At 57.6% G+C, this 19505-nt stretch carries 17 protein-coding genes; 8 read left to right on the top strand and 9 right to left on the bottom strand.

What is annotated here, in order from left to right; translation table 11 throughout:
• Window positions 1-108: 108 nt before the first annotated feature.
• From ACQZ51_RS15680 to ACQZ51_RS15670, 3 genes are all read right to left on the bottom strand, one after another.
• The gene (locus ACQZ51_RS15680; protein WP_243258085.1) at window positions 109-525 is read right to left on the bottom strand and encodes an RNA-binding S4 domain-containing protein; all 417 of its coding nucleotides are present in this window, start codon (window positions 523-525) and stop codon (window positions 109-111) included.
• 101 nt (window positions 526-626) lie between these two features.
• Window positions 627-3728 carry a helicase-related protein gene (locus ACQZ51_RS15675; protein WP_448778552.1) on the bottom strand — a complete coding sequence of 1034 codons (3102 nt, stop codon included), beginning with the start codon at window positions 3726-3728 and terminating at the stop codon, window positions 627-629.
• A gap of 213 nt (window positions 3729-3941) precedes the next feature.
• Entirely contained in the window at window positions 3942-5156 is a 1215-nt protein-coding gene (locus ACQZ51_RS15670) for a ubiquinone biosynthesis hydroxylase (RefSeq protein ID WP_448778785.1), read from the bottom strand.
• Between the two features lie 86 nt (window positions 5157-5242).
• Between ACQZ51_RS15670 and tesB the strand changes: the two genes are divergently transcribed.
• The 6 genes from tesB to ACQZ51_RS15640 all read left to right on the top strand — a co-directional run bounded on the left by tesB (window position 5243) and on the right by ACQZ51_RS15640 (window position 12654).
• On the top strand, window positions 5243-6127 hold the full coding sequence (gene tesB / locus ACQZ51_RS15665; RefSeq protein ID WP_448778551.1) for an acyl-CoA thioesterase II: 885 nt from the start codon (window positions 5243-5245) through the stop codon (window positions 6125-6127).
• 212 nt (window positions 6128-6339) lie between these two features.
• Window positions 6340-6690, top strand: coding sequence for a P-II family nitrogen regulator (locus ACQZ51_RS15660; RefSeq protein WP_042615577.1), 351 nt, complete (start codon window positions 6340-6342; stop codon window positions 6688-6690).
• Window positions 6691-6718: 28 nt separating this feature from the next.
• Window positions 6719-8140 carry an ammonium transporter gene (locus tag ACQZ51_RS15655; RefSeq protein ID WP_448778549.1) on the top strand — a complete coding sequence of 474 codons (1422 nt, stop codon included), beginning with the start codon at window positions 6719-6721 and terminating at the stop codon, window positions 8138-8140.
• Between the two features lie 197 nt (window positions 8141-8337).
• Entirely contained in the window at window positions 8338-10968 is a 2631-nt protein-coding gene (locus tag ACQZ51_RS15650; protein WP_448778547.1) for a DNA translocase FtsK 4TM domain-containing protein, read from the top strand.
• Window positions 10969-11113: 145 nt separating this feature from the next.
• Complete coding sequence (locus ACQZ51_RS15645; RefSeq protein ID WP_448778546.1) at window positions 11114-11776, top strand: outer membrane lipoprotein carrier protein LolA; 663 nt, start codon at window positions 11114-11116, stop codon at window positions 11774-11776.
• Window positions 11777-11850: 74 nt separating this feature from the next.
• On the top strand, window positions 11851-12654 hold the full coding sequence (locus tag ACQZ51_RS15640; RefSeq protein ID WP_448778544.1) for an exodeoxyribonuclease III: 804 nt from the start codon (window positions 11851-11853) through the stop codon (window positions 12652-12654).
• A gap of 4 nt (window positions 12655-12658) precedes the next feature.
• Here ACQZ51_RS15640 and ACQZ51_RS15635 read toward each other — a convergent pair whose 3' ends face one another.
• Entirely contained in the window at window positions 12659-13114 is a 456-nt protein-coding gene (locus ACQZ51_RS15635; protein WP_448778543.1) for a cyclic nucleotide-binding domain-containing protein, read from the bottom strand.
• 87 nt (window positions 13115-13201) lie between these two features.
• On the bottom strand, window positions 13202-13885 hold the full coding sequence (locus tag ACQZ51_RS15630) for a response regulator transcription factor (protein ID WP_042615582.1): 684 nt from the start codon (window positions 13883-13885) through the stop codon (window positions 13202-13204).
• A 196-nt stretch (window positions 13886-14081) separates the two neighbouring features.
• Here ACQZ51_RS15630 and ACQZ51_RS15625 point away from each other — a divergent pair, with 196 nt between their 5' ends.
• Window positions 14082-14630, top strand: coding sequence for a L,D-transpeptidase family protein (locus ACQZ51_RS15625; RefSeq protein ID WP_448778541.1), 549 nt, complete (start codon window positions 14082-14084; stop codon window positions 14628-14630).
• A gap of 43 nt (window positions 14631-14673) precedes the next feature.
• Here ACQZ51_RS15625 and leuC read toward each other — a convergent pair whose 3' ends face one another.
• Both leuC and ACQZ51_RS15615 read right to left on the bottom strand, forming a co-directional pair.
• Complete coding sequence (leuC, locus tag ACQZ51_RS15620) at window positions 14674-16083, bottom strand: 3-isopropylmalate dehydratase large subunit (RefSeq protein WP_448778540.1); 1410 nt, start codon at window positions 16081-16083, stop codon at window positions 14674-14676.
• A 69-nt stretch (window positions 16084-16152) separates the two neighbouring features.
• Complete coding sequence (locus tag ACQZ51_RS15615; protein ID WP_042615584.1) at window positions 16153-16275, bottom strand: hypothetical protein; 123 nt, start codon at window positions 16273-16275, stop codon at window positions 16153-16155.
• A 209-nt stretch (window positions 16276-16484) separates the two neighbouring features.
• Here ACQZ51_RS15615 and ACQZ51_RS15610 point away from each other — a divergent pair, with 209 nt between their 5' ends.
• Window positions 16485-17774 carry an MFS transporter gene (locus ACQZ51_RS15610; protein ID WP_448778539.1) on the top strand — a complete coding sequence of 430 codons (1290 nt, stop codon included), beginning with the start codon at window positions 16485-16487 and terminating at the stop codon, window positions 17772-17774.
• A gap of 62 nt (window positions 17775-17836) precedes the next feature.
• Here the strand turns inward: ACQZ51_RS15610 and ACQZ51_RS15605 are convergent, their stop codons facing one another.
• Window positions 17837-18679, bottom strand: a complete 843-nt coding sequence (locus ACQZ51_RS15605) for an amino acid ABC transporter permease (RefSeq protein ID WP_448778538.1) — start codon at window positions 18677-18679, stop codon at window positions 17837-17839.
• A gap of 3 nt (window positions 18680-18682) precedes the next feature.
• On the bottom strand, window positions 18683-19477 hold the full coding sequence (locus ACQZ51_RS15600; protein WP_448778537.1) for a transporter substrate-binding domain-containing protein: 795 nt from the start codon (window positions 19475-19477) through the stop codon (window positions 18683-18685).
• Window positions 19478-19505: the final 28 nt, after the last annotated feature.

Here is a 19505-nt window from a genome sequence, read left to right as displayed (position 1 = left end):
CCTTTGTGACAAGATAGCAAGGACAAACGGTTTCAAAAAAGGGGCTGATCTGGGTCATTTATTCCAGCTGCGCTGGTGGCCTCACCTCTGCGCCGCCCATCGGCACCGCTATTCGAAGCCTTCACCGCTGTCTGAAATGAACTTGTCGAGCGCACGGCGCTCCTTCTTCGTCGGCCGTCCGCTGCCAGGCTCGCGCATGGCCTGCTCCAGCGGGGTGAAGCGATCGCTGGGCACCGGAGGTGGTGTCTGGTCATCATAGAGGAGCTTGGCCTCCTCATAAGGTCCGCGCCGCTCACCCGATGCCAGCACCACAAGAATGCGGGTAGAACGCTCGAAAGAGAGTTCGAGCCTGTCACCCGTCTTTAAGAGATGGCTGGACTGGCGAATGGGGTTGCCGTTGATGCGGACATTGCCCGATTGAATATAGCTCTGGGCAAGGGATCTGGATTTGATCATACGGGCGAAGAAGAGCCATTTATCGAGGCGCTGACGGCCTGCATCATGTGGCTGCTGCTTCTCACCCATCAAGTATTTCCAGAAAAAATGCGGCCCGGTTTTCCGTCCGCACATGCGTTCAAACAAGACAGTAAAAGCCCTCTGCTTTCCATAAAGCAGAGGGCTTCCTGTTACTTCTTCAACTGGTCCTTCAAAGCAGCAAGCTTTGCGAAAGGTGAATCCGGATCAAGCGGCTTTTCCTTGCGCGGTGGCTTGGCTTCGAAACGCTGCTGACCCTGCGGCTTGCCACCACGGTCGTTGCGATCTGGCCGATCCTTGCGCTCGCCACGATCTGGACGATCAGAGCGATTGTTGCTGTTGTTGCGGTCTGGACGACCACCATCACGCTTGCGGTCGCCTTCGCGGGCTGCATTGTCACGGGGGGCACCATCACGACCAGCATTGCCACGTGGCTGAGACTTGCGGTCTTCGCCGCCCTCTGCACGGCGCTCACCCTGACCACGGTTGCCGGGACGACGGTTGTCGCTGCGCTGGGTGTCGTTGCGACCGCCTGGACGCCACAGCAGAACTGGCTTCGGCTCTGCAACTTCGGCCGGTACAGCTTCAGTCGCTGGCTCCTGTGCAACCTCTGTCACCGTCTCGGATGCTTCCGCAGCCGATGGTGTCTCTTCTGCTGTCACTTCAACAGGTGCCTCTGCAACGGCTTCTGCGACAGGTGCTTCTTCCGAAGATGTCTCGGCATCGGCATCATCATGCTGTGCAGGCTCTTCAGCCGCAGCAGCCGGTGTCTCGGTCTTTGCAGCGTCGTTGCTCTGGCCGCCAAGGAAAGCGGCAGCATCTTCAGCGCTGACCTGATCGGCACGGTAGCCGAGGCCCTTCAAGATTTCTTCCATGTCATCAAGCGTAGCGCCGAGGATGGAAAGCATCGCGGTGGTCGTTGTAAAACGACGACCATCATAAGCGCCTTCAGGGCGTGGCTGTGCACCCGGCTTCCACTGCAACAGCGGACGAATGAGATCGGCCAGACGCTCCAGAATGTCGATACGAACGGCGCGCTTTCCGAGGAAGCGGAAGCCTGCAAGCTTGTAGAACATGCGCTCGAAGCTTGGGTCCGTTACGACAGATGTACGGCCGGCGGCGAGAACTGGAATGAGATCGCCGTAACCTGGCTTTCCAAGACCGTCATTCTTCAGGGCCCAGAGCAGCGTCACCAGCTCAGCAGGTGCTGGCTTGAGCAATGCTGGCAAAAACACGTGGTAAGCGCCAAAGCGGATGCCATAGCGGCGCATGGAAGCGCGCGCATCCTGATCGAGCGTCTTCACTTCTTCCGTCACATCGCGACGGAACAGCACGCCGAGGTTTTCCACGAGCTGGAAGGCCAGACCCTTGGCAAGACCCTGCAAATCTTCTGCGCGAGAGATATCATCGAGAGGCTTCAGCACCGTCGCGATCTGATGGTTCACGAAACGCTCGATGCGTGCAACGGCGTGGTCACGCGCATTGCCGCTCAGCTGCTCATCAGCCAGCATGATGACACGCGGCTTCATGATATTGTCGCCAGCTGCCAGACGAGCGACAGGCTCACCCAACCAGCGGACAAGGCCGTCGGCGCTTAACGCGAGGTCGCTGTTGCCGCTGGCATGCAGGCGCGCAGCACGCGCCTCATATTCCAGCGCAAGCGCCTTCTGCGCTGCGCCTTGCACAGCCTTGGCATCTGGCCCTTCAGCTCCGGCAACCGGTGTAAACCGGAAACCCGCCAATTGGCCGACATGATGTCCTTCAACAAAGACATCACCATTCACACTGATTTCAGCTTCAAGCATCGCATTCTCTCTTAGGCGCCTCATGAGCACAGATGTCCTGCGATCAACAAAGCGTTTCGTCAACCTTTCATGTAAAGCATCGGACAATCGATCTTCGATTTCCCGAGTCTTTTCTTGCCAGTGTGTCGGATCGGCAAGCCATCCTGGGCGGTTTGATACATACGTCCATGTTCTGATCTGCGCAATCCTTGCAGATAGCGTATCGATCTCTCCGTCGGTGCGGTCCGCCCGCCGCACCTGTTCGGCCATGAAATCCTCGTTAACGGTTCCGCGTTTGACGAGGTCGAAATAGAGTGTCGAAATCAAGTCGGCATGCTGTGCTGGCGCGATGCGGCGGAAATCCGGCAAAGCACAGGCTTCCCACAGCTTCTCCACACGCGCAGCGTTCGTCGTTATGTCAACGATTTCTGGGTAACGCGCAAGGTGTTCCAGCGCTTGTTGATCAATTGCAGGTAGCGCCCGCGTCAAACCCTGCACGGTTGGTGCCGCATCAAGGCTCGCCCGCAACCTGGAAATGGATGCAAAATCGAAATTCGTTGTGCGCCATTGCAGCACTTTGACCGCATCGAACTGATGTGATTCGACCCGGTGCACCAGTTCATCGTCGAATGGATCTACCTGACCCGTCACGCCGAATGTGCCATCGCGAAGGTGACGACCGGCGCGTCCGGCGATCTGGCCCATTTCGCCCGCATTCAGATTGCGGAACTGGTAGCCATCGAATTTGCGATCCTGCGCGAAAGCAACATGGTCGACATCCAGGTTGAGGCCCATGCCGATCGCATCGGTCGCAACCAGATATTCGACATCACCGGATTGATAGAGCCCGACCTGCGCGTTGCGTGTGCGTGGAGACAATGCGCCCAGCACAACAGCCGCACCGCCGCGCTGACGCCGCACCAGCTCTGCAATCGCATAGACCTCGTCGGCGGAAAACGCGACGATGGCCGTGCGCTGTGGCAGGCGGGTGATTTTCTTCTGGCCCGCATAGAAAAGCTGCGAAAGCCGGGGGCGCTCCACCATGACGATGCCGGGCAGCAACTTTTCAAGGATTGGCCGCATGGTGCCAGCACCCAGCAACAGGGTCTGCTCGCGGCCACGCAAATGCAGAATGCGGTCGGTAAAGATATGTCCGCGCTCGAGATCACCGGCAAGCTGCACTTCATCGATGGCCACGAAGGCCGCGGTGGTCTCACGCGGCATGGCCTCAACGGTGCAAACGGAATAGGCCGCTTTGGGTGGGGTGATTTTTTCTTCGCCCGTTATCAGCGCGACATTGGGCGCACCGACCTTTTCCACCAGCCGTGTATAGACTTCTCGGGCAAGCAGCCGCAGCGGCAGGCCGATGACGCCGCTGCCATAGGCCACCATGCGCTCAATGGCGTAATGCGTCTTGCCGGTATTTGTTGGTCCGAGAACGGCCGTAACACCGCGGCCGCTCAAGATCATGGGGCGAGAATTCAACGTATTATCCGTAAGCTCGACTGAACTGCTATTTTAGAACCATTCGGAAACGTTCCGTCCGCCTCTTGTCTTCCACACATGGCAATGGTGGAGGTCAAAGGCAAGGAACCATTTCATGAAAGGCGGATTTGCAGGGATTTTAACCCATACTCTGCCGTTTAGACCAGATTGCGGACGTGTTAGCGCCGAATCACCGGGTCAAAGTGGCTGACCGGCCAGCAATTTCGGCCCGCCCTTGTCATGAGTGCCTGCCGCCTGACCGATGAAATAGGATTTGAGGCCCGGAATCCGGTCCACAAGCCCGAGGCCGAAATCACGCGCCACGCGGATGGGGCCGACATCGTTGGAAAACAGCCGGTTCAGGACATCGGTGGTGATGCCCATGCGCACAGTATCGAACCTGCGCCAGGACTGGTACCGCTCCAGAACGTTCAACGAGCCGATATCGAGGCCAAGGCGATCAGCCTCCACAATCGTTTCGGCAAGGGCAGCAACGTCCTTGAAGCCGAGATTGAGGCCTTGGCCGGAAATCGGGTGAATGCCATGGGCTGCATCGCCCGCCAGCGCCAGACGCGGAGCCACGAATGCCCGCGCAAGCGTCAGCCCGAGCGGAAATGCCCGCCTTGGACCAACGGGCCTTATGGCACCAAGCTTATGGCCGAAACGGCGCTCCAGCTCTTCTTCGAACACGAGATCATCCGCGGCCACCAGCTGGTCCGCATCGGCGGTCCGTTCCGTCCAGACCAGCGAGGAGCGATTACCCTTCAACGGCAGAATAGCGAAGGGGCCCGAAGGCAGGAAATGCTCTTCCGCGCAGCCATTATGCGGGCGCTCATGTTCCACCGTTGTCACGATGCCGGATTGGTCATAGGCCCAATGAACCGTCTTGATACCAGCCATGTCGCGCAGGGCAGACCGAACGCCATCACAGGCAACCAGCAGCCTCGTCTCAAGCGTTGAGCCGTCGGCCAATGTCACCAGATTGCAGCGGGGACCGGCATCAAAGCCGGAAACGCTTGACCCATGGCGAATGGTAACGCCCATCCGCTCGCACAGGCCGCGCAAGGCACCGACCATGGCCACATTCGGCACCATATGTGCGAAAGGTTGGCCTTCGGCGACATCGCCATCGAATGTCAGAAACACAGGCCGCACCGGGTCTGATGTTTTCGAATCAGTGACGATCATCTTGTTGATCGCCTGCGCCTCAGGAAGCAACTCGTCCCAAATGCCGAAGACATCAAGCATCCGGGATGCAGCAGCGATAATGGCTGACGCCCGCATGTCCTTTTTCCAGACATCCTCGGGCGCTGCTTCGATGACCTGCACCTCCATGTGCGGTGCAGCCTGCTTGATGGCGACCGCAACGCCAAGCCCGACATATCCGCCGCCCGCAATCACCACATCAAGCATCACGTCATCTCCTGCATTCTTGTGAATATCACGCATGCACTATAGACCATGCATTCTGGTCTTCCTACAGCTGGAGCATGTCGAAAATGTCGCGCCCTTTTGAAAATTCTGCGCCGCTGGAAAATCTCATCTCCACGCTGGACCTCGAAAAACTGGAAGAAAACCTTTTTCGTGGCACAAGCCCGCAGGTCGGCTGGCAACGGGTTTTCGGTGGGCAGGTCATCGCGCAGGCCTTGATGGCCGCGCAGAGAACCGTCAGCGCTGAGCGTTTCGTGCACTCCTTACACGCCTATTTCATGCGCCCTGGCGATCCGCTGGTTCCCATCATCTATCAGGTGGACCGCATTCGTGATGGCGCAAGCTTTGCCACGCGCCGCATCGTCGCCATCCAGCACGGCAAGGCGATTTTTTCCATGTCGGCCTCGTTCCAGATCGATGAAGGTGGCTTTGACCATCAGGCATCGATACCCACGGTTCCCCAGCCCGAGCAATTGATGAGCGAAGACCAGATGCGCGATGCGTTTCTGGCAAAAGCACCACCTGCTATCCGCAAATATTGGGAAAACAAGCGCCCCATCGAGATCAGGCCTGTTTCCTTGACGCATTATATTTCCAAGGAAAAACTCGAACCCCAGCAGAATATCTGGGTGCGCGCCGTGGGTGCCGTGCCGGATGACCCGCATTATCAGGCAGCTGTTCTGGCCTATCTTTCCGACATGACCCTGCTCGACACATCGCTCTACGCCCATGGCACGACGATCTTCGATCCAGCCATTCAGGCAGCAAGCCTCGACCACGCCATCTGGTTTCACCGCCCCTGCAAGCTGGACGACTGGCTGCTCTACGTTCAGGACAGCCCCAGCGCATCCGGTGCACGCGGCCTGACACGTGGCAGCCTGTTTACCCGCGACGGCATGCTCGTCGCATCGATGGCTCAGGAAGGCCTGATCCGCAAAATAGCAAATGATTAGTTTTTAGGCGTTTTCTAAAAATTGCCCATCAATTGCGCTGACCATGCGCAAAGCGCTGCCTATTTTCCGATCTTTTTTATTATTCCCCTTCCGAATCAATAACTTAAGAACGCGCCACTCAAACTGGCACGCGCCTTGAATGTATTGTTACAGTCGCTGTTATCGATCAGCCAGCGTCGAGGAGAATCGGCTCTGCCGAGGACAAACAAAGGATGGGAAACCAGATGAAAATTGTGATGGCCATTATCAAGCCGTTCAAGCTGGACGAGGTGCGCGAAGCGCTGACTGCTGTTGGTATTCAAGGCCTGACTGTAACCGAGGTCAAAGGTTACGGGCGCCAGAAGGGACATACCGAAATTTATCGCGGCACCGAATATGCGGTCAGCTTTCTTCCAAAGTTGAAGATCGAAATCGCCGTTGCTTCCGATCTCGTCGAGAAGGCCGTCGAGGCAATCGCGGCATCTGCAAAGACGGGGCAGATCGGCGATGGCAAGATCTTTGTCTACTCGATTGAACAGGCCGTGCGCATCCGTACCGGCGAAACCAACACAGAAGCGCTTTAAGCTCGGCTGACAGGGGAGTTTTCAAACCATGCAATTTAACAGGATTTCCACACTTGGTCGGCTCAGCGCCGGCGCGGCGGCGCTTCTTGCCCCCGCCTTCGCCTTCGCGCAGGATGCCGCAGCCCCGGCTGTTGCCGCAGCGGCACCAGCAATGACAGTCGACAAGGGCGATACGACCTGGATGATGATTTCGACCATCCTCGTCCTCTTGATGATCGTTCCCGGTCTTGCGCTGTTTTACGGCGGTCTCGTTCGCACCAAGAACATGCTGTCTGTTCTGATGCAGGTCATGATGATTGCGGCTGTCGCCATGATCATCTGGGTTACATACGGCTATTCTCTTGCCTTCACCGATGGCGGCTCGCTCAACAGCTTTGTTGGCGGCTTCTCCAAGATGTTCCTGGCGGGCGTCGATACGACAACGCTGTCGGAAAGCTTCACCAAGGGTGCAGCAATCCCGGAACTCGTCTTCGTTTGCTTCCAGATGACGTTCGCAGCCATTACCCCGGCTCTGATCGTTGGTGCGTTTGCTGAACGTATCAAGTTCTCCGCAGTTATCCTGTTCACGATCCTCTGGCTGACCTTCGTCTACTTCCCGATTGCTCACATGGTCTGGTTCTGGGGCGGCCCAAGCGCCTATGACGGCCCAACTGGCCTGATCTTCGGCTTTGGCGCAATCGACTTTGCCGGCGGCACGGTTGTTCACATCAACGCAGGTGTTGCGGGTCTCGTCGGCGCAATCATGATTGGCAAGCGCACAGGCTTCGGCAAGGACATGATGGCTCCGCACTCCATGACCCTCACCATGGTCGGCGCTGCCCTTCTGTGGGTGGGCTGGTTCGGCTTCAACGCCGGTTCCAACCTGGAAGCAAACGCCTATGCCGGCCTTGCCATGATCAACACCTTTGTTGCCACGGCAGCGGCCATCGTTTCCTGGGCACTCGTTGAAAACTTCACACGCGGAAAAGCCTCCATGCTGGGCGCTGCTTCCGGTGCTGTCGCTGGCCTCGTTGTCGTCACCCCTGCTGCCGGTTTCGTCGGTCCAATGGGCGCGATCATCATGGGTCTGGTTGTTTCCCCAGTGTGCTACTTCTTCGTTTCGACGGTGAAGAACAAGTTCGGCTACGATGACACGGCAGACGTGTTCGGCGTGCACGGCGTCGGCGGCATCATCGGCGCTCTGCTGACTGGTGTTTTCGTCAACCCAGCACTCGGTGGCGCAGGCATCGTCGATTATTCGACAGCTGACTTCGCTGCAAGCTACGCAGGCACGGCAACTCAGGTCTGGGCGCAGCTCAAGGGCGTTCTCGTCACTGTTGCATGGTCTGGCATCGGTTCGATCATCCTCTACAAGGTGGTAGACCTCGTCGTTGGCCTGCGTGTTCCGGTGGAAGCCGAACGCGAAGGTCTCGATCTCGCCACCCACGGCGAAGCGGCTTACCACTCTTAAGGCCAGCCCGCTTTACTATAAGACACTCGAAAGCCCGGCCATTGCCGGGCTTTTTCCATTTCCGGCCCCCTGAATATCAGCAGAATGTGCATGGTTAATGCCATGTTAACCAGCAACCCGCTATTTTGGCCTGTCATCCCGTCTGCGCCACCTCTGGAGCGGACCCCGGAAGCAACTAGGAACGACAGGTTCAGAATATGGACAGAGTGACTTCTCCGACATTCGATGGTCGTGATAACCGCTTCGTGCTGACGGCATTCGTTGTGCGCCAGATATTGGCCCTGTGTGGTTTCGCCGTGCTGGGCGTGCTGGCGCTCGGCATCACGGCATTGGCCACCTGGAATGTCGCAGACCCCAGCCTGTCCTATGCCACGGGCAATGCGCCGACCAATCTTCTCGGCCACAGCGGCGCGATCTTTGCCGATATCATGATGCAGTTTCTAGGCCTGTCGGCGCTGATCGCCATGCTGCCGATCCTCGCCTGGTCATTCGCCCTGATTTCGGGCCGAAAGTTCAGCCGCATTCCTGCCCGCCTCGTGGCTTGGGTCAGCGGCGCTTTCATCGCCTCCGCCTCGCTCGGTTGCTTCCCCGCACCCCTGACATGGCCGCTGCCCAACGGCATTGGCGGCGTCATCGGTGATATGATCCTGCGTTTCCCCGCCCTTTTCATCGGTGCCTACCCGACAGGAACGTTTGCCACAGTCCTTGGCAGCCTCTTTGCAATACCGGCTGCATGGCTGATGCTGTTTGCCTCGGGACTTCTTGGCGCACCGGATGAAGAGGACGAACTCGTCGTTGCCCAAGCTTCCGCTCCCAGCAAGGCCCGCAAGGTGCAGGAAGCGGTTGAGGAGGACGATGACGACAGCAATGGCTTCTTTGGCAGCCTTTTGGCTTTCGGCGCGCTCACCCATTACTGGTACATCGGACAGGCCCGCTTCCGCCGTCTGTTTGGCCTGAAGCCAAAGTCGATGCGCAACGAGTTCGAACAGCCTTATGATTTCAATGATTATGAATTCGGAACACTGAACGAACCATCACGCCTGAAAACCGCCATGAACAGGCTGGAGCGCGCCGAGCCATCCTTTGAAGAACGCGCCGAGGCCCGCGCACGGCGCGACGTTGCCCCGCCATCGATCTCGATGGACGATGACAACAATAGCGACGAAGACGATGATAGCCTGCCCGATGGCGTCCTGTCCGGCGATGCCAAGTTTGCCGCCCGCCCTGCCGCTGGCCAGACCCGAATCACCCCGCCATCCGCTCGCCCCAAACCCAGCGAACGCCTTGCACGCGATGCGCAACCCTCCTTCATTGCCAGAGATGGCTTCCAGCTTCCTTCCGTCCACCTTCTGGCCGAGCCGAAAAGCGTCGTTCGTGACAACACGCTGAATGCCGATGTTCTGGAAAAGAATGCCCGAAGGCTGGAAGGCGTTCTGGAAGATTTCGGCGTCAAGGGCGAGATCATTCATGTGCGTCCCGGCCCCGTGGTCACCATGTACGAGCTTGAACCCGCACCGGGCATCAAATCCTCGCGTGTCATTGGCCTCGCCGATGATATCGCCCGGTCGATGAGCGCAATCGCCGCCCGTGTGGCCGTCGTGCCCGGCCGCAATGCCATCGGCATCGAACTGCCCAACAAGATCCGCGAAACGGTCTATCTGCGGGAATTGATTGCCTCGCGCGATTTCGAGAACAACAAGGCCAAGTTGCCCATGTCGCTCGGCAAGACCATTGGCGGTGAAGCCGTGATTGCCGATCTCGCCAAGATGCCGCATCTGCTCGTGGCCGGCACCACCGGCTCCGGTAAATCCGTTGCCATCAACACCATGATCCTGTCGCTGCTCTACCGCATGACGCCGGAACAGTGCCGCCTCATCATGATCGACCCAAAAATGCTGGAACTGTCGGTCTATGACGGCATCCCGCATCTGCTGTCTCCCGTCGTTACCGATCCGAAAAAGGCCGTCGTTGCGCTGAAATGGACCGTGCGCGAGATGGAAGAGCGCTACAAGAAAATGTCGAAGATCGGTGTGCGCAACATCGATGGCTTCAATACCCGCGTTCAACAGGCGCTGGACAAGGGAGAGGTGCTGACCCGCACCGTGCAGACCGGCTTTGACCGCCAGACCGGCGAAGCCATGTACGAAACGGAAGAATTCGACCTGAAGCCCCTGCCCTACATCGTCGTTATCATCGATGAAATGGCCGACCTGATGATGGTGGCGGGCAAAGATATTGAAGGCGCCGTCCAGCGGCTGGCGCAGATGGCGCGTGCTGCAGGCATTCACGTCATCATGGCCACACAGCGTCCATCCGTCGACGTGATCACCGGCACGATCAAGGCCAACTTCCCGACCCGCATTTCCTTCCAGGTCACCTCCAAGATCGACAGCCGCACGATCCTCGGTGAACAGGGTGCAGAGCAGCTTCTCGGCATGGGCGACATGCTTTACATGGCGGGCGGCGGGCGCATTCAGCGCGTGCACGGTCCATTCGTGGCCGACAATGAGGTCGAAGACATCGTTGCCTACCTGAAGACTCAAGGGTCACCGGAATATCTCGAATCCATCACCGAAGAGGATGAAGACGAGGATGGCGGCGGACCTTCGGGCACTGGCAATATGGCCGAATCCGATGATCCCTATGATCAGGCCGTCGCCGTGGTGCTTCGCGACGGAAAGGCGTCCACTTCCTACGTTCAGCGCCGACTTGGCATCGGCTATAACCGTGCCGCCTCGCTGATCGAACGCATGGAGCAGGAAGGTATCATCGGCCCTGCCAACCACGCCGGAAAACGCGAGATTCTCGTGCCGACCGAGCAGGATTGATACACGAGCCCCGACGTGCCAGTTCACGCTGATGTCAGCAACCAAGACGACGTTCCGGCATTATACACGGTGGCGATATACCCCATGGCGATGTCATGAAGCCGCCGCGTTTTTTTGGCAAGAAATGGCGATGAAGGAGAAAAGAATGAAAAACAACGTCCCGGTCGCTTCCGCGCAGCCTTTCAGCCTTGATGGCACAATGACGCGTCGCGGCCTGATGACCATGTTTTCCGCAACGGCAGCGATGGCGGCTCTGCAGCCGCTGCAGGCTTTTGCGCAGGACGCGACGGCGCAGAAAATTGCCAATCACTTCTCCTCCGTCAAAACCATGATGGGCGAATTCGTGCAGTTTGGTCCACGCGGCGAACAGACGGGCGGAAAGTTTTACATTGCGCGCCCGGGCAAGCTGCGCTTCAACTACGAGGACCCCTCGCCGATGCGCGTCATTTCTGACGGCAAGAATGTGGTGATCGGCAACAACAAGCTGAAAACCTGGGATCTCTATCCCCTGTCCAAGACGCCGCTCAGCCTTCTCCTCTCCGACAAGATCGATCTCGGCAACCAGAAGGTCCGCGACGTCAAACAGGAAACCGACCTGACGACGATTGTTCTAGGCGACAAGAGCATCTTTGGCGATTCGACCATCACGCTGATGTTTGATCCCAAGACCTTCGATCTGCGCCAATGGACCACGACGGATGCGCAGAACAAGGATACGACAGTGATGATCTTCAACGTCCAGACCGGCATGGCGCTGGACGATAAGGTGTTCGCGATCAATTACGAGGAAGTCCGCGGTCGCGGCTGAGAAAAGAATTCCCGTTTCCGGCATGATGTTATAAGCCTGCCTCCACCGTTCAGACGGATCAATGGAGTGCAGGCATGACCTTTTCGATAACCACCTGGAACATCAACTCGGTACGGCTACGCATGCCAATCGTCGAGCAGTTTCTGGTGCGTTACAATCCTGATGTGCTCTGCCTTCAGGAAACCAAGTGCCCAAACGGTGAGTTTCCGCTCAAGCCCTTGAAGGCGCTCGGCTACAACCATGTCATCATCCATGGCCAGAAGGGCTATCACGGCGTCGCAATCGCATCAAAACTGCCGCTGACAGAAGATCATCGGCAGGATTATTGCGGCATTGGCGATGCCCGCCACATCTCCGGCATCGTTCAGGTCGGGTCCCGCAAAATCCGTCTTCACAATTTCTATGTCCCGGCAGGCGGTGATGAGCCGGATCGCTCCATCAACCCGAAGTTCGGCCACAAGCTGGATTTCATCGAGGAAATGAAGGCGTTGAGCGCCGACGGCGTACCCGGCACCTCGTCCATCCTAGTTGGCGATTTGAACATCGCGCCGCTGGAAAACGACGTCTGGTCACATAAGCAGCTTCTGAAGATCGTCAGCCACACGCCGGTTGAGACCGAAGGTCTGCTGGAGATCATGAAGAAGGGCAACTGGCTCGATTTGATGCGCCTCAATGTGCCAGAGACCGAAAAAATCTACACTTGGTGGAGTTACCGCGCCAAGGATTGGGAAGCGGCCAATCGCGGTCGTCGTCTCGACCACATATGGTCGTCGCAGGACCTCGGCCCTTCTCTGGATCGCATAGAGATCCTGCGGGAAGCTCGCGGCTGGAACCGGCCATCGGATCATGTTCCCGTGACTGCGCATTTCAAGTTCTGAAAACTTACGAAAAGCGGCCCTGAAGGGCTGCGGCACCTGATGATAAGGCCGCAATATTGTCACGAATGCGCGTGAGAACGACGTCGGCCACGTCAGGGAATTCTTCGATCATGCGGTGAAAGAGGATGCGCGTGATGCGGATGACCTCGGAATCCTCATGCGCGACCGCCGTATATTTGCGCTCGCACAGGGTAAACAGCGCAAGCTCCGACAAAAGTGAGCCAGTCTGGGGCCGCGCCTGAAGTTCAGGCCTCCCCTGACGACCGGTACTGTAGAGATCAAAGCCGCCGCGCGCGATGACGAATCCACATTCAGCCGGTGAATGCTCGCGAAACAGGGCTTGCCCCTCGGCAATCCTGCGCCGCTCGGCACCGAAAGCGATCAGACGCAGTTGGTCGTCGCTGAAGCCCTGAAAAAGGGGCACCTGCGCCAGAAGCTGGATATCGTCATTCAATGCCATATCGTTCGAAGCCTCAACACCTGATAACAGCACTGGTTTTCGAACAACGGCGCGGCCAAGACAAGGGCCGCACCGCCAGATTTATCGTTACGGCACAATCTTGTAGCCACCATTCTCGGTGACCAGCAGTTCTGCATTCGATGGGTCGCGCTCGATTTTTTGACGCAGGCGGTAAACATGGGTTTCCAACGTGTGCGTGGTGACGCCGGAATTATAGCCCCAGACCTCTTCAAGAAGCACATCACGCGTCACAACCGCGTTGCCGGCCCGGTAGAGGTAACGGATGATCGCTGCTTCCTTTTCGGTCAGGCGGATCTTCTTGCCGTCATCCGATGTCAGCAGCTTCTGGCTGGGTTTGAACTGATACGGGCCAACGGTGAAGACAGCGTCTTCGCTCTGCTCATACTGGCGAAGCTGTGCACGCACCCGCGCCAGCAGAACGGCAAAACGAAATGGCTTCGTGACATAGTCGTTGGCGCCAGCTTCCAGACCAAGGATCGTATCGGAATCCGTGTCATGGCCGGTCAGCATGATGATCGGAGCCTTGAAGCCATTCTTGCGCATGATCTTGACGGCTTCGCGCCCATCCATGTCTGGCAAACCGACATCCATGATCAAGAGATCAACCTGCGTTGATTTTGTCGTCTGGATCGCAGCATTGGCGTTCGCGCCCGTCAGAAGATTGAATTCTTCATAAGGGGACAATTGCTCGGCAAGTGTCTCGCGCAGATCGTCATCGTCGTCGACCAAAAGAAGTGTACGGGCCGTCATGGGATATCTCAGCCTTTCTTGTTACATTGAAAGCATATCGCACAAGCCTATCTTGCGATCGTCATGGTGCGCGTGCTTTCTACATTCGTGAGCCAATTCAGCGATTTGATGCCGCAACGTCAACCCTTTGTCACTCTATAACACTGCGCCCGGAGGTAACGTTGTCACACCTGCAAAGCAAAATCTCGTGAGAACCATGCCGACACGCAAAATAAAGCAGCCAAAGAAGCCTCTGGAATTGCGCGTTCGCGCCGCACCCCGCAACAAAAGCCGCGCATTGCTGCAACTGGGCCACCTCACTTTTCAGGCGGCTATTGGCCGCAACGGGCGAACGGCACTTAAACGCGAAGGCGATGGGAAGACACCGATCACGACAATGGATGTGCTTTACGGCTTCCATCGAGGTGACAGGATGGCTGCCTTGAACACATCGCTGCCGATGTATCGCACGCAGTCGAACATGTTGTGGTGTGATGCGCCCTCAGATCCCAATTACAACAGGCTCGTCACGGCACCCTTCAAGGCAAGCCATGAAGACATGCGCCGGCAGGATGGTCTCTACGATGTCTGCCTTGTGCTCGACTGGAACGTCACGTCGCGCCGCCGAAATCTGGGCTCGGCCATTTTCATGCACATGATCCGCCCGGGCTATGAACCAACAGCGGGATGCGTGGCGCTTCATCCACGCGACATGCGCCGCGTTCTGCCCCATTTGCGCAAGGGCACGAAAATCACGGTCTGTTAGAAAGGGCCGGGAGTAGTTTCCTGCTCCCGGCCCTCGTCACAATTTAACGCCAGTCGCGCACATCAACGAAGTGCCCGGCAACGGCAGCAGCTGCAGCCATTGCAGGCGACACAAGATGCGTGCGGCTCTTGTAGCCCTGACGTCCCTCGAAGTTGCGGTTGGACGTGGAGGCGCAACGTTCGCCCGGCGCAAGCCGGTCGTCATTCATGGCAAGACACATAGAGCAGCCCGGTTCGCGCCACTCAAAGCCCGCTTCCAGGAAAATCTTGTCCAGCCCTTCCTTCTCAGCCTGTTCCTTCACAAGACCAGAGCCGGGAACGATCATGGCAGACACGGTCGGAGCCACCTTGCGACCCTCGACAATCTTCGCCGCAGCCCGCAAATCCTCGATACGGCCGTTGGTGCAGGAACCGATGAAGACGCGGTCGATGGCGATGTCGGTCATCTTGGTGCCGGGCTTCAGGCCCATATATTCCAGCGCGCGCTGCTTGGAATTGCGCTTGTTCTCATCCTCGATTGTGGCTGGATCCGGCACTTCACCCTGCACGGAAACTACATCCTCAGGCGACGAACCCCAGGATACGATAGGCGGCAGGTCGGCGGCGTTCAACACGACAACCTTGTCGTAATGCGCACCTTCATCGGATTTCAGCGTCTTCCAATAGGCAATGGCCTGTTCCAGCACTTCCCCCTTCGGAGAGCGCGGCTTGTCCTTGATATAGTCGAATGTCGTCTCATCAGGTGCGACAAGACCGGCGCGGGCGCCGCCTTCAATCGTCATGTTGCAGACCGTCATGCGGCCTTCCATCGACAGAGACTGGATCGCTTCACCGGCGAATTCGATGACGTGGCCCGTACCACCGGCAGTGCCGATCTCACCGATGATGGCAAGGATGATATCCTTGGCCGTCACGCCATCAGGCACCTTGCCGTCTACGCGCACCAGCATGTTCTTGGCTTTTTTCTGGATCAGCGTCTGTGTCGCCAGAACGTGTTCCACCTCTGACGTACCGATACCATGCGCCAGCGCCCCAAAAGCACCGTGGGTGGATGTGTGGCTGTCACCGCACACAATGGTCATGCCCGGCAGCGTGAAGCCCTGTTCCGGCCCAACGATGTGGACGATGCCCTGACGCTTGTCGCGCTCGGAATAATATTCAACACCGAATTCCGCGGCATTCTGTGCCAGCGCCTCAACCTGCACCCGGCTTTCCTCGTTCTTGATGCCCTCAAGACGATCGGCAGTGGTTGGCACATTGTGGTCCACCACTGCCAAGGTCCGGGCTGGCGAATGAACGGGACGACCGGCAAGGCGCAAGCCCTCAAAGGCCTGCGGGCTGGTCACCTCATGCACAAGGTGACGGTCGATGTAGAGAAGACAGGTTCCATCCGGGTCGCGATTGACGACGTGATCATCCCAGATTTTATCGTAGAGGGTGCGGGGTGCGCTCATGGCTGTATCCATCGAATGTGAAAATTGATTTGGGGTCGCAGCAAAACGGTCAAGCTCTCAAGAGAGCTTTCAGGCAATCGTAAGTCGACCACCGAGCGCGCCGGAAATGCGCGCAAAGAAGCGTGCCGGCAGACGCTTATGGTCTTGCAGCACGAAAACGTTCTGAGCGAGGCACCCGAATTTTGATCCCATCCGTCTTCCATACCAGATCGGATATTCATCGGCAATATTGACATCAGAGCAGAAATACGCCGCTCGCCGTCCATTAGAGGTGGATAAAACAGCCTTCTCATTCGTTAGGACTGTCAGCACCTGTTCACGATGCCATAACGTGGTCGTGAAGGCGGGGGCTCATGATCACGCAAGGCTGTGCTTTGGTTCAGCCATAAGGAGGATACGTTTTGGTATCTGAAAAGGCGCTAATTTCAAAAATCACCTGGCGGCTGATGCCGTTTTTGGGGCTGCTCTACCTCATCGCCTATATCGACCGACAGAATGTCAGCTATGCCAAGCTGCAAATGGTGGGCGATCTGGGCTTGAGCGAATATGCCTATGGGCTGGGCGCATCGCTGTTCTTCATCGGCTACTTCATCTTCGAAGTGCCAAGCAACCTGTTGCTGACACGCTTTGGCGCCAGTCGCTGGTTTGCCCGCATCATCATCTCGTGGGGAGCGGTCACAATCGCCCTGGCATTCACCAGCAGCCAGACCATGTTCTATATTCTGCGGTTCCTGCTCGGTGCCTGTGAAGCGGGCTTCTTCCCCGGCGTTCTCTACCTGCTGACCATCTGGTTCCCGCGCGACTACCGCGGACGCATGGTCGGCCTCTTCATGATCTTCAGCGCACTTGCCAACGCCATCGGTGCACCGCTGGGCGGCATGTTGCTTGATCTGGATGGCGTCATGGGTCTTGCTGGCTGGGAGTGGGTGTTCCTCGCAACCGGTATCCCAGCCGTGATCGCCGGTATCTTCACGATCTTCTATCTCGACGACACACCGGAAAAGGCCAAGTTTCTGACCCAGGATGAGAAGACGTGGCTGAAAGACCGCATCGCATCTGAAAATTCCCATATGGAAGAAAGCGCCGAGAACGGCTTCAAGGCGCTCATCAATCCGCAGGTGCTGTTCATGTCGCTCTGCTTCGTCGGCTTTCCACTGGCGGCTTATGGCCTCAGCTACTGGCTGCCCACCATCGTCAAAAGCTTCGGCGTATCCAACACCACCAACGGCTTCATCAACATCATCCCCTGGATCGGTGTGGCGATTGCGCTCTATGTGGTGCCTTCTGCAGCGGACCGGTCCCAGAGCAAGATCCCGTTCATCGTGGGCCCTGCCTTCATCGGCGCGTTCTGCCTCTTGATGTCGGCGCTTGTCACCACGCCTGTCGTGCAGTTCACGTTCCTCTGCATCGCGGCAGCCGGTATCTTTGCCGGACAGCCAGTGTTCTGGAGCCTGCCGGGTCGCTTTCTCAAAGGTGCGGGTGCCGCAGCAGGTCTTGCCGCTATCAACTCGGTCGGCAATCTCGGCGGGTTCGTGGCGCAGAACGTCGTGCCGTGGATCAAGGATGAAACCGGAAGCACAATCGCGCCGATGTTCTTCCTGTCGGCATGCCTTGCGGTCGCTGGTGTGCTGGTCATCATCGCCGGTCGCATGATTGCAAAACAGGCAAAAGCTCAAGACGCCCGCGCCTGATCAAACCCTTGCTGTCGCTGGTTAAAGATGTGACCAGCGACGGCAGCTCAGTCTTCTGACGCCTACCCGTGCGGGCTGCGGCGCATGGATTTCTCCACCCGCCGCAGCACAAGCGAAAGACCCACGGTCAGAATGAGATAGATGTAGGCGACAATCGAATAGGTTTCGAAAAACCGGAACGAGCCTGCCGCATAGACCTTCCCGAGTTGCGTCACATCCATGACGCCCAGAACCGAGACGAGCGAACTGTCTTTCACCATCGACACGAAGTCGTTGGATAGCGGCGGGAAGATCGTGCGGATCGCTTGCGGAAAAATGACGAGACGAAAACGTTGGGCGCGACCAAGCCCCAGCGCCTTGGCAGCCTCGATCTGCCCTTGATCCACCGCCTCGATCCCGGCCCGAAAAATTTCCGCGATAAAGGCAGCGTAGCAGATCGTCAGCGCCAGAATGGCCCGCCATGTCAGGGAGAAATCCCGAACCAGTACAGGCTCCAGCCACCCGGTCTGGATCAACGGCGTCATCAGCCAGTTGATCAGGCCGACAATCGCGGGGGCACCCACGAAAGCCACGTAGAACAGCACGACGAGAACGGGAATGCCGCGGATCGTTTCGATGTAGAAACGGGATATCTGGCGCAGAATGATGCTGTCAGCCATGCCCAGCATCGCAATCGCCAGACCCGACATTGACGCCAGCGCAAATGCTACCAGCGTCACGAACACCGTCATGCCCACACCTTTGATGACGGTGGAGAAGACCTGCGCGTAGATGCCGTTGATAGCGATCAGAATGGCGAGCACCGATCCGATGCCGACCATCGCCACCAGCCACCAGGGAAAGTCACCCTCGGCGGCAGACGATGTCCGGGCGCTCACGCCACTGCCTTTGCGGCTTGAACGCATGACTTATTCGCCAAGCTTGTAGTCCAGAAACCATTTTTTATCGAGCGCGGCAAAGGTCCCATCCGCTTTCAAGGCAGCAATCGCGGCATTGATCGGCGCGGATAAGTCAGACCCTTTCTTGAAGATAAAGCCAAAATCATCGCCACCCAACGGGCCACCAATCAGCTTCAGCGTGCCACCGGAGGCATCGACATAGCCCTTGCCCGCCACGCCATCGGTCAGAACAAGATCGACATCGCCGGTTTTCAACGCCTGCACAGTCGCCCCGAAGGTTTCCATGAGCTTCACACGCGGGTTCTGCTCGTTACCGTCAAGCACATCATAGATGATGGTATAGAACGGCGTCGTCCCCGCCTGCGCGCCCGCCAAAGCCTTATCCATCGCAGCAAAGCTCTTCGCATCGGTAAAGCGCGTCTCATCGGCGCGCACGAGCATGAACATTTCAGACCGCATATAGGGATCGGAGAAGTCGACCTGTTGCTTGCGTTCGTCCTTGATGCTGATGCCGGTCATGCCGATATCGTATTGCCCTGACGAAACAGCGGGAATCATCGCATCCCAGGACGCGTTCTGATAGGAAACCTTGGCGTTCAGCCGTTGTGCAATCTCGTTCATCGCATCATATTCCCAGCCAATTGCATCGCCGGATTTTGGATCGACAAATTGAAGCGGCGGATAGGCGTTCTCGGTCACGACCACGATCTCCCGACCTTTCAGGTCCGGCAGCTCGGCTGAAAATGCCAGCACTGGCAGAAAAAGCGCGGCCGAAAAGGCTGTTAGGAACGAGCGTCTGAACAAGTGAATATCTCCTGCTGGAATACCCCAC

It is taken from the genome of Agrobacterium sp. CG674, from assembly GCF_053521645.1.
The sequence above is the reverse complement of the archived record's forward strand: the minus strand, read 5'-3'. Positions and strand labels throughout refer to the sequence as shown.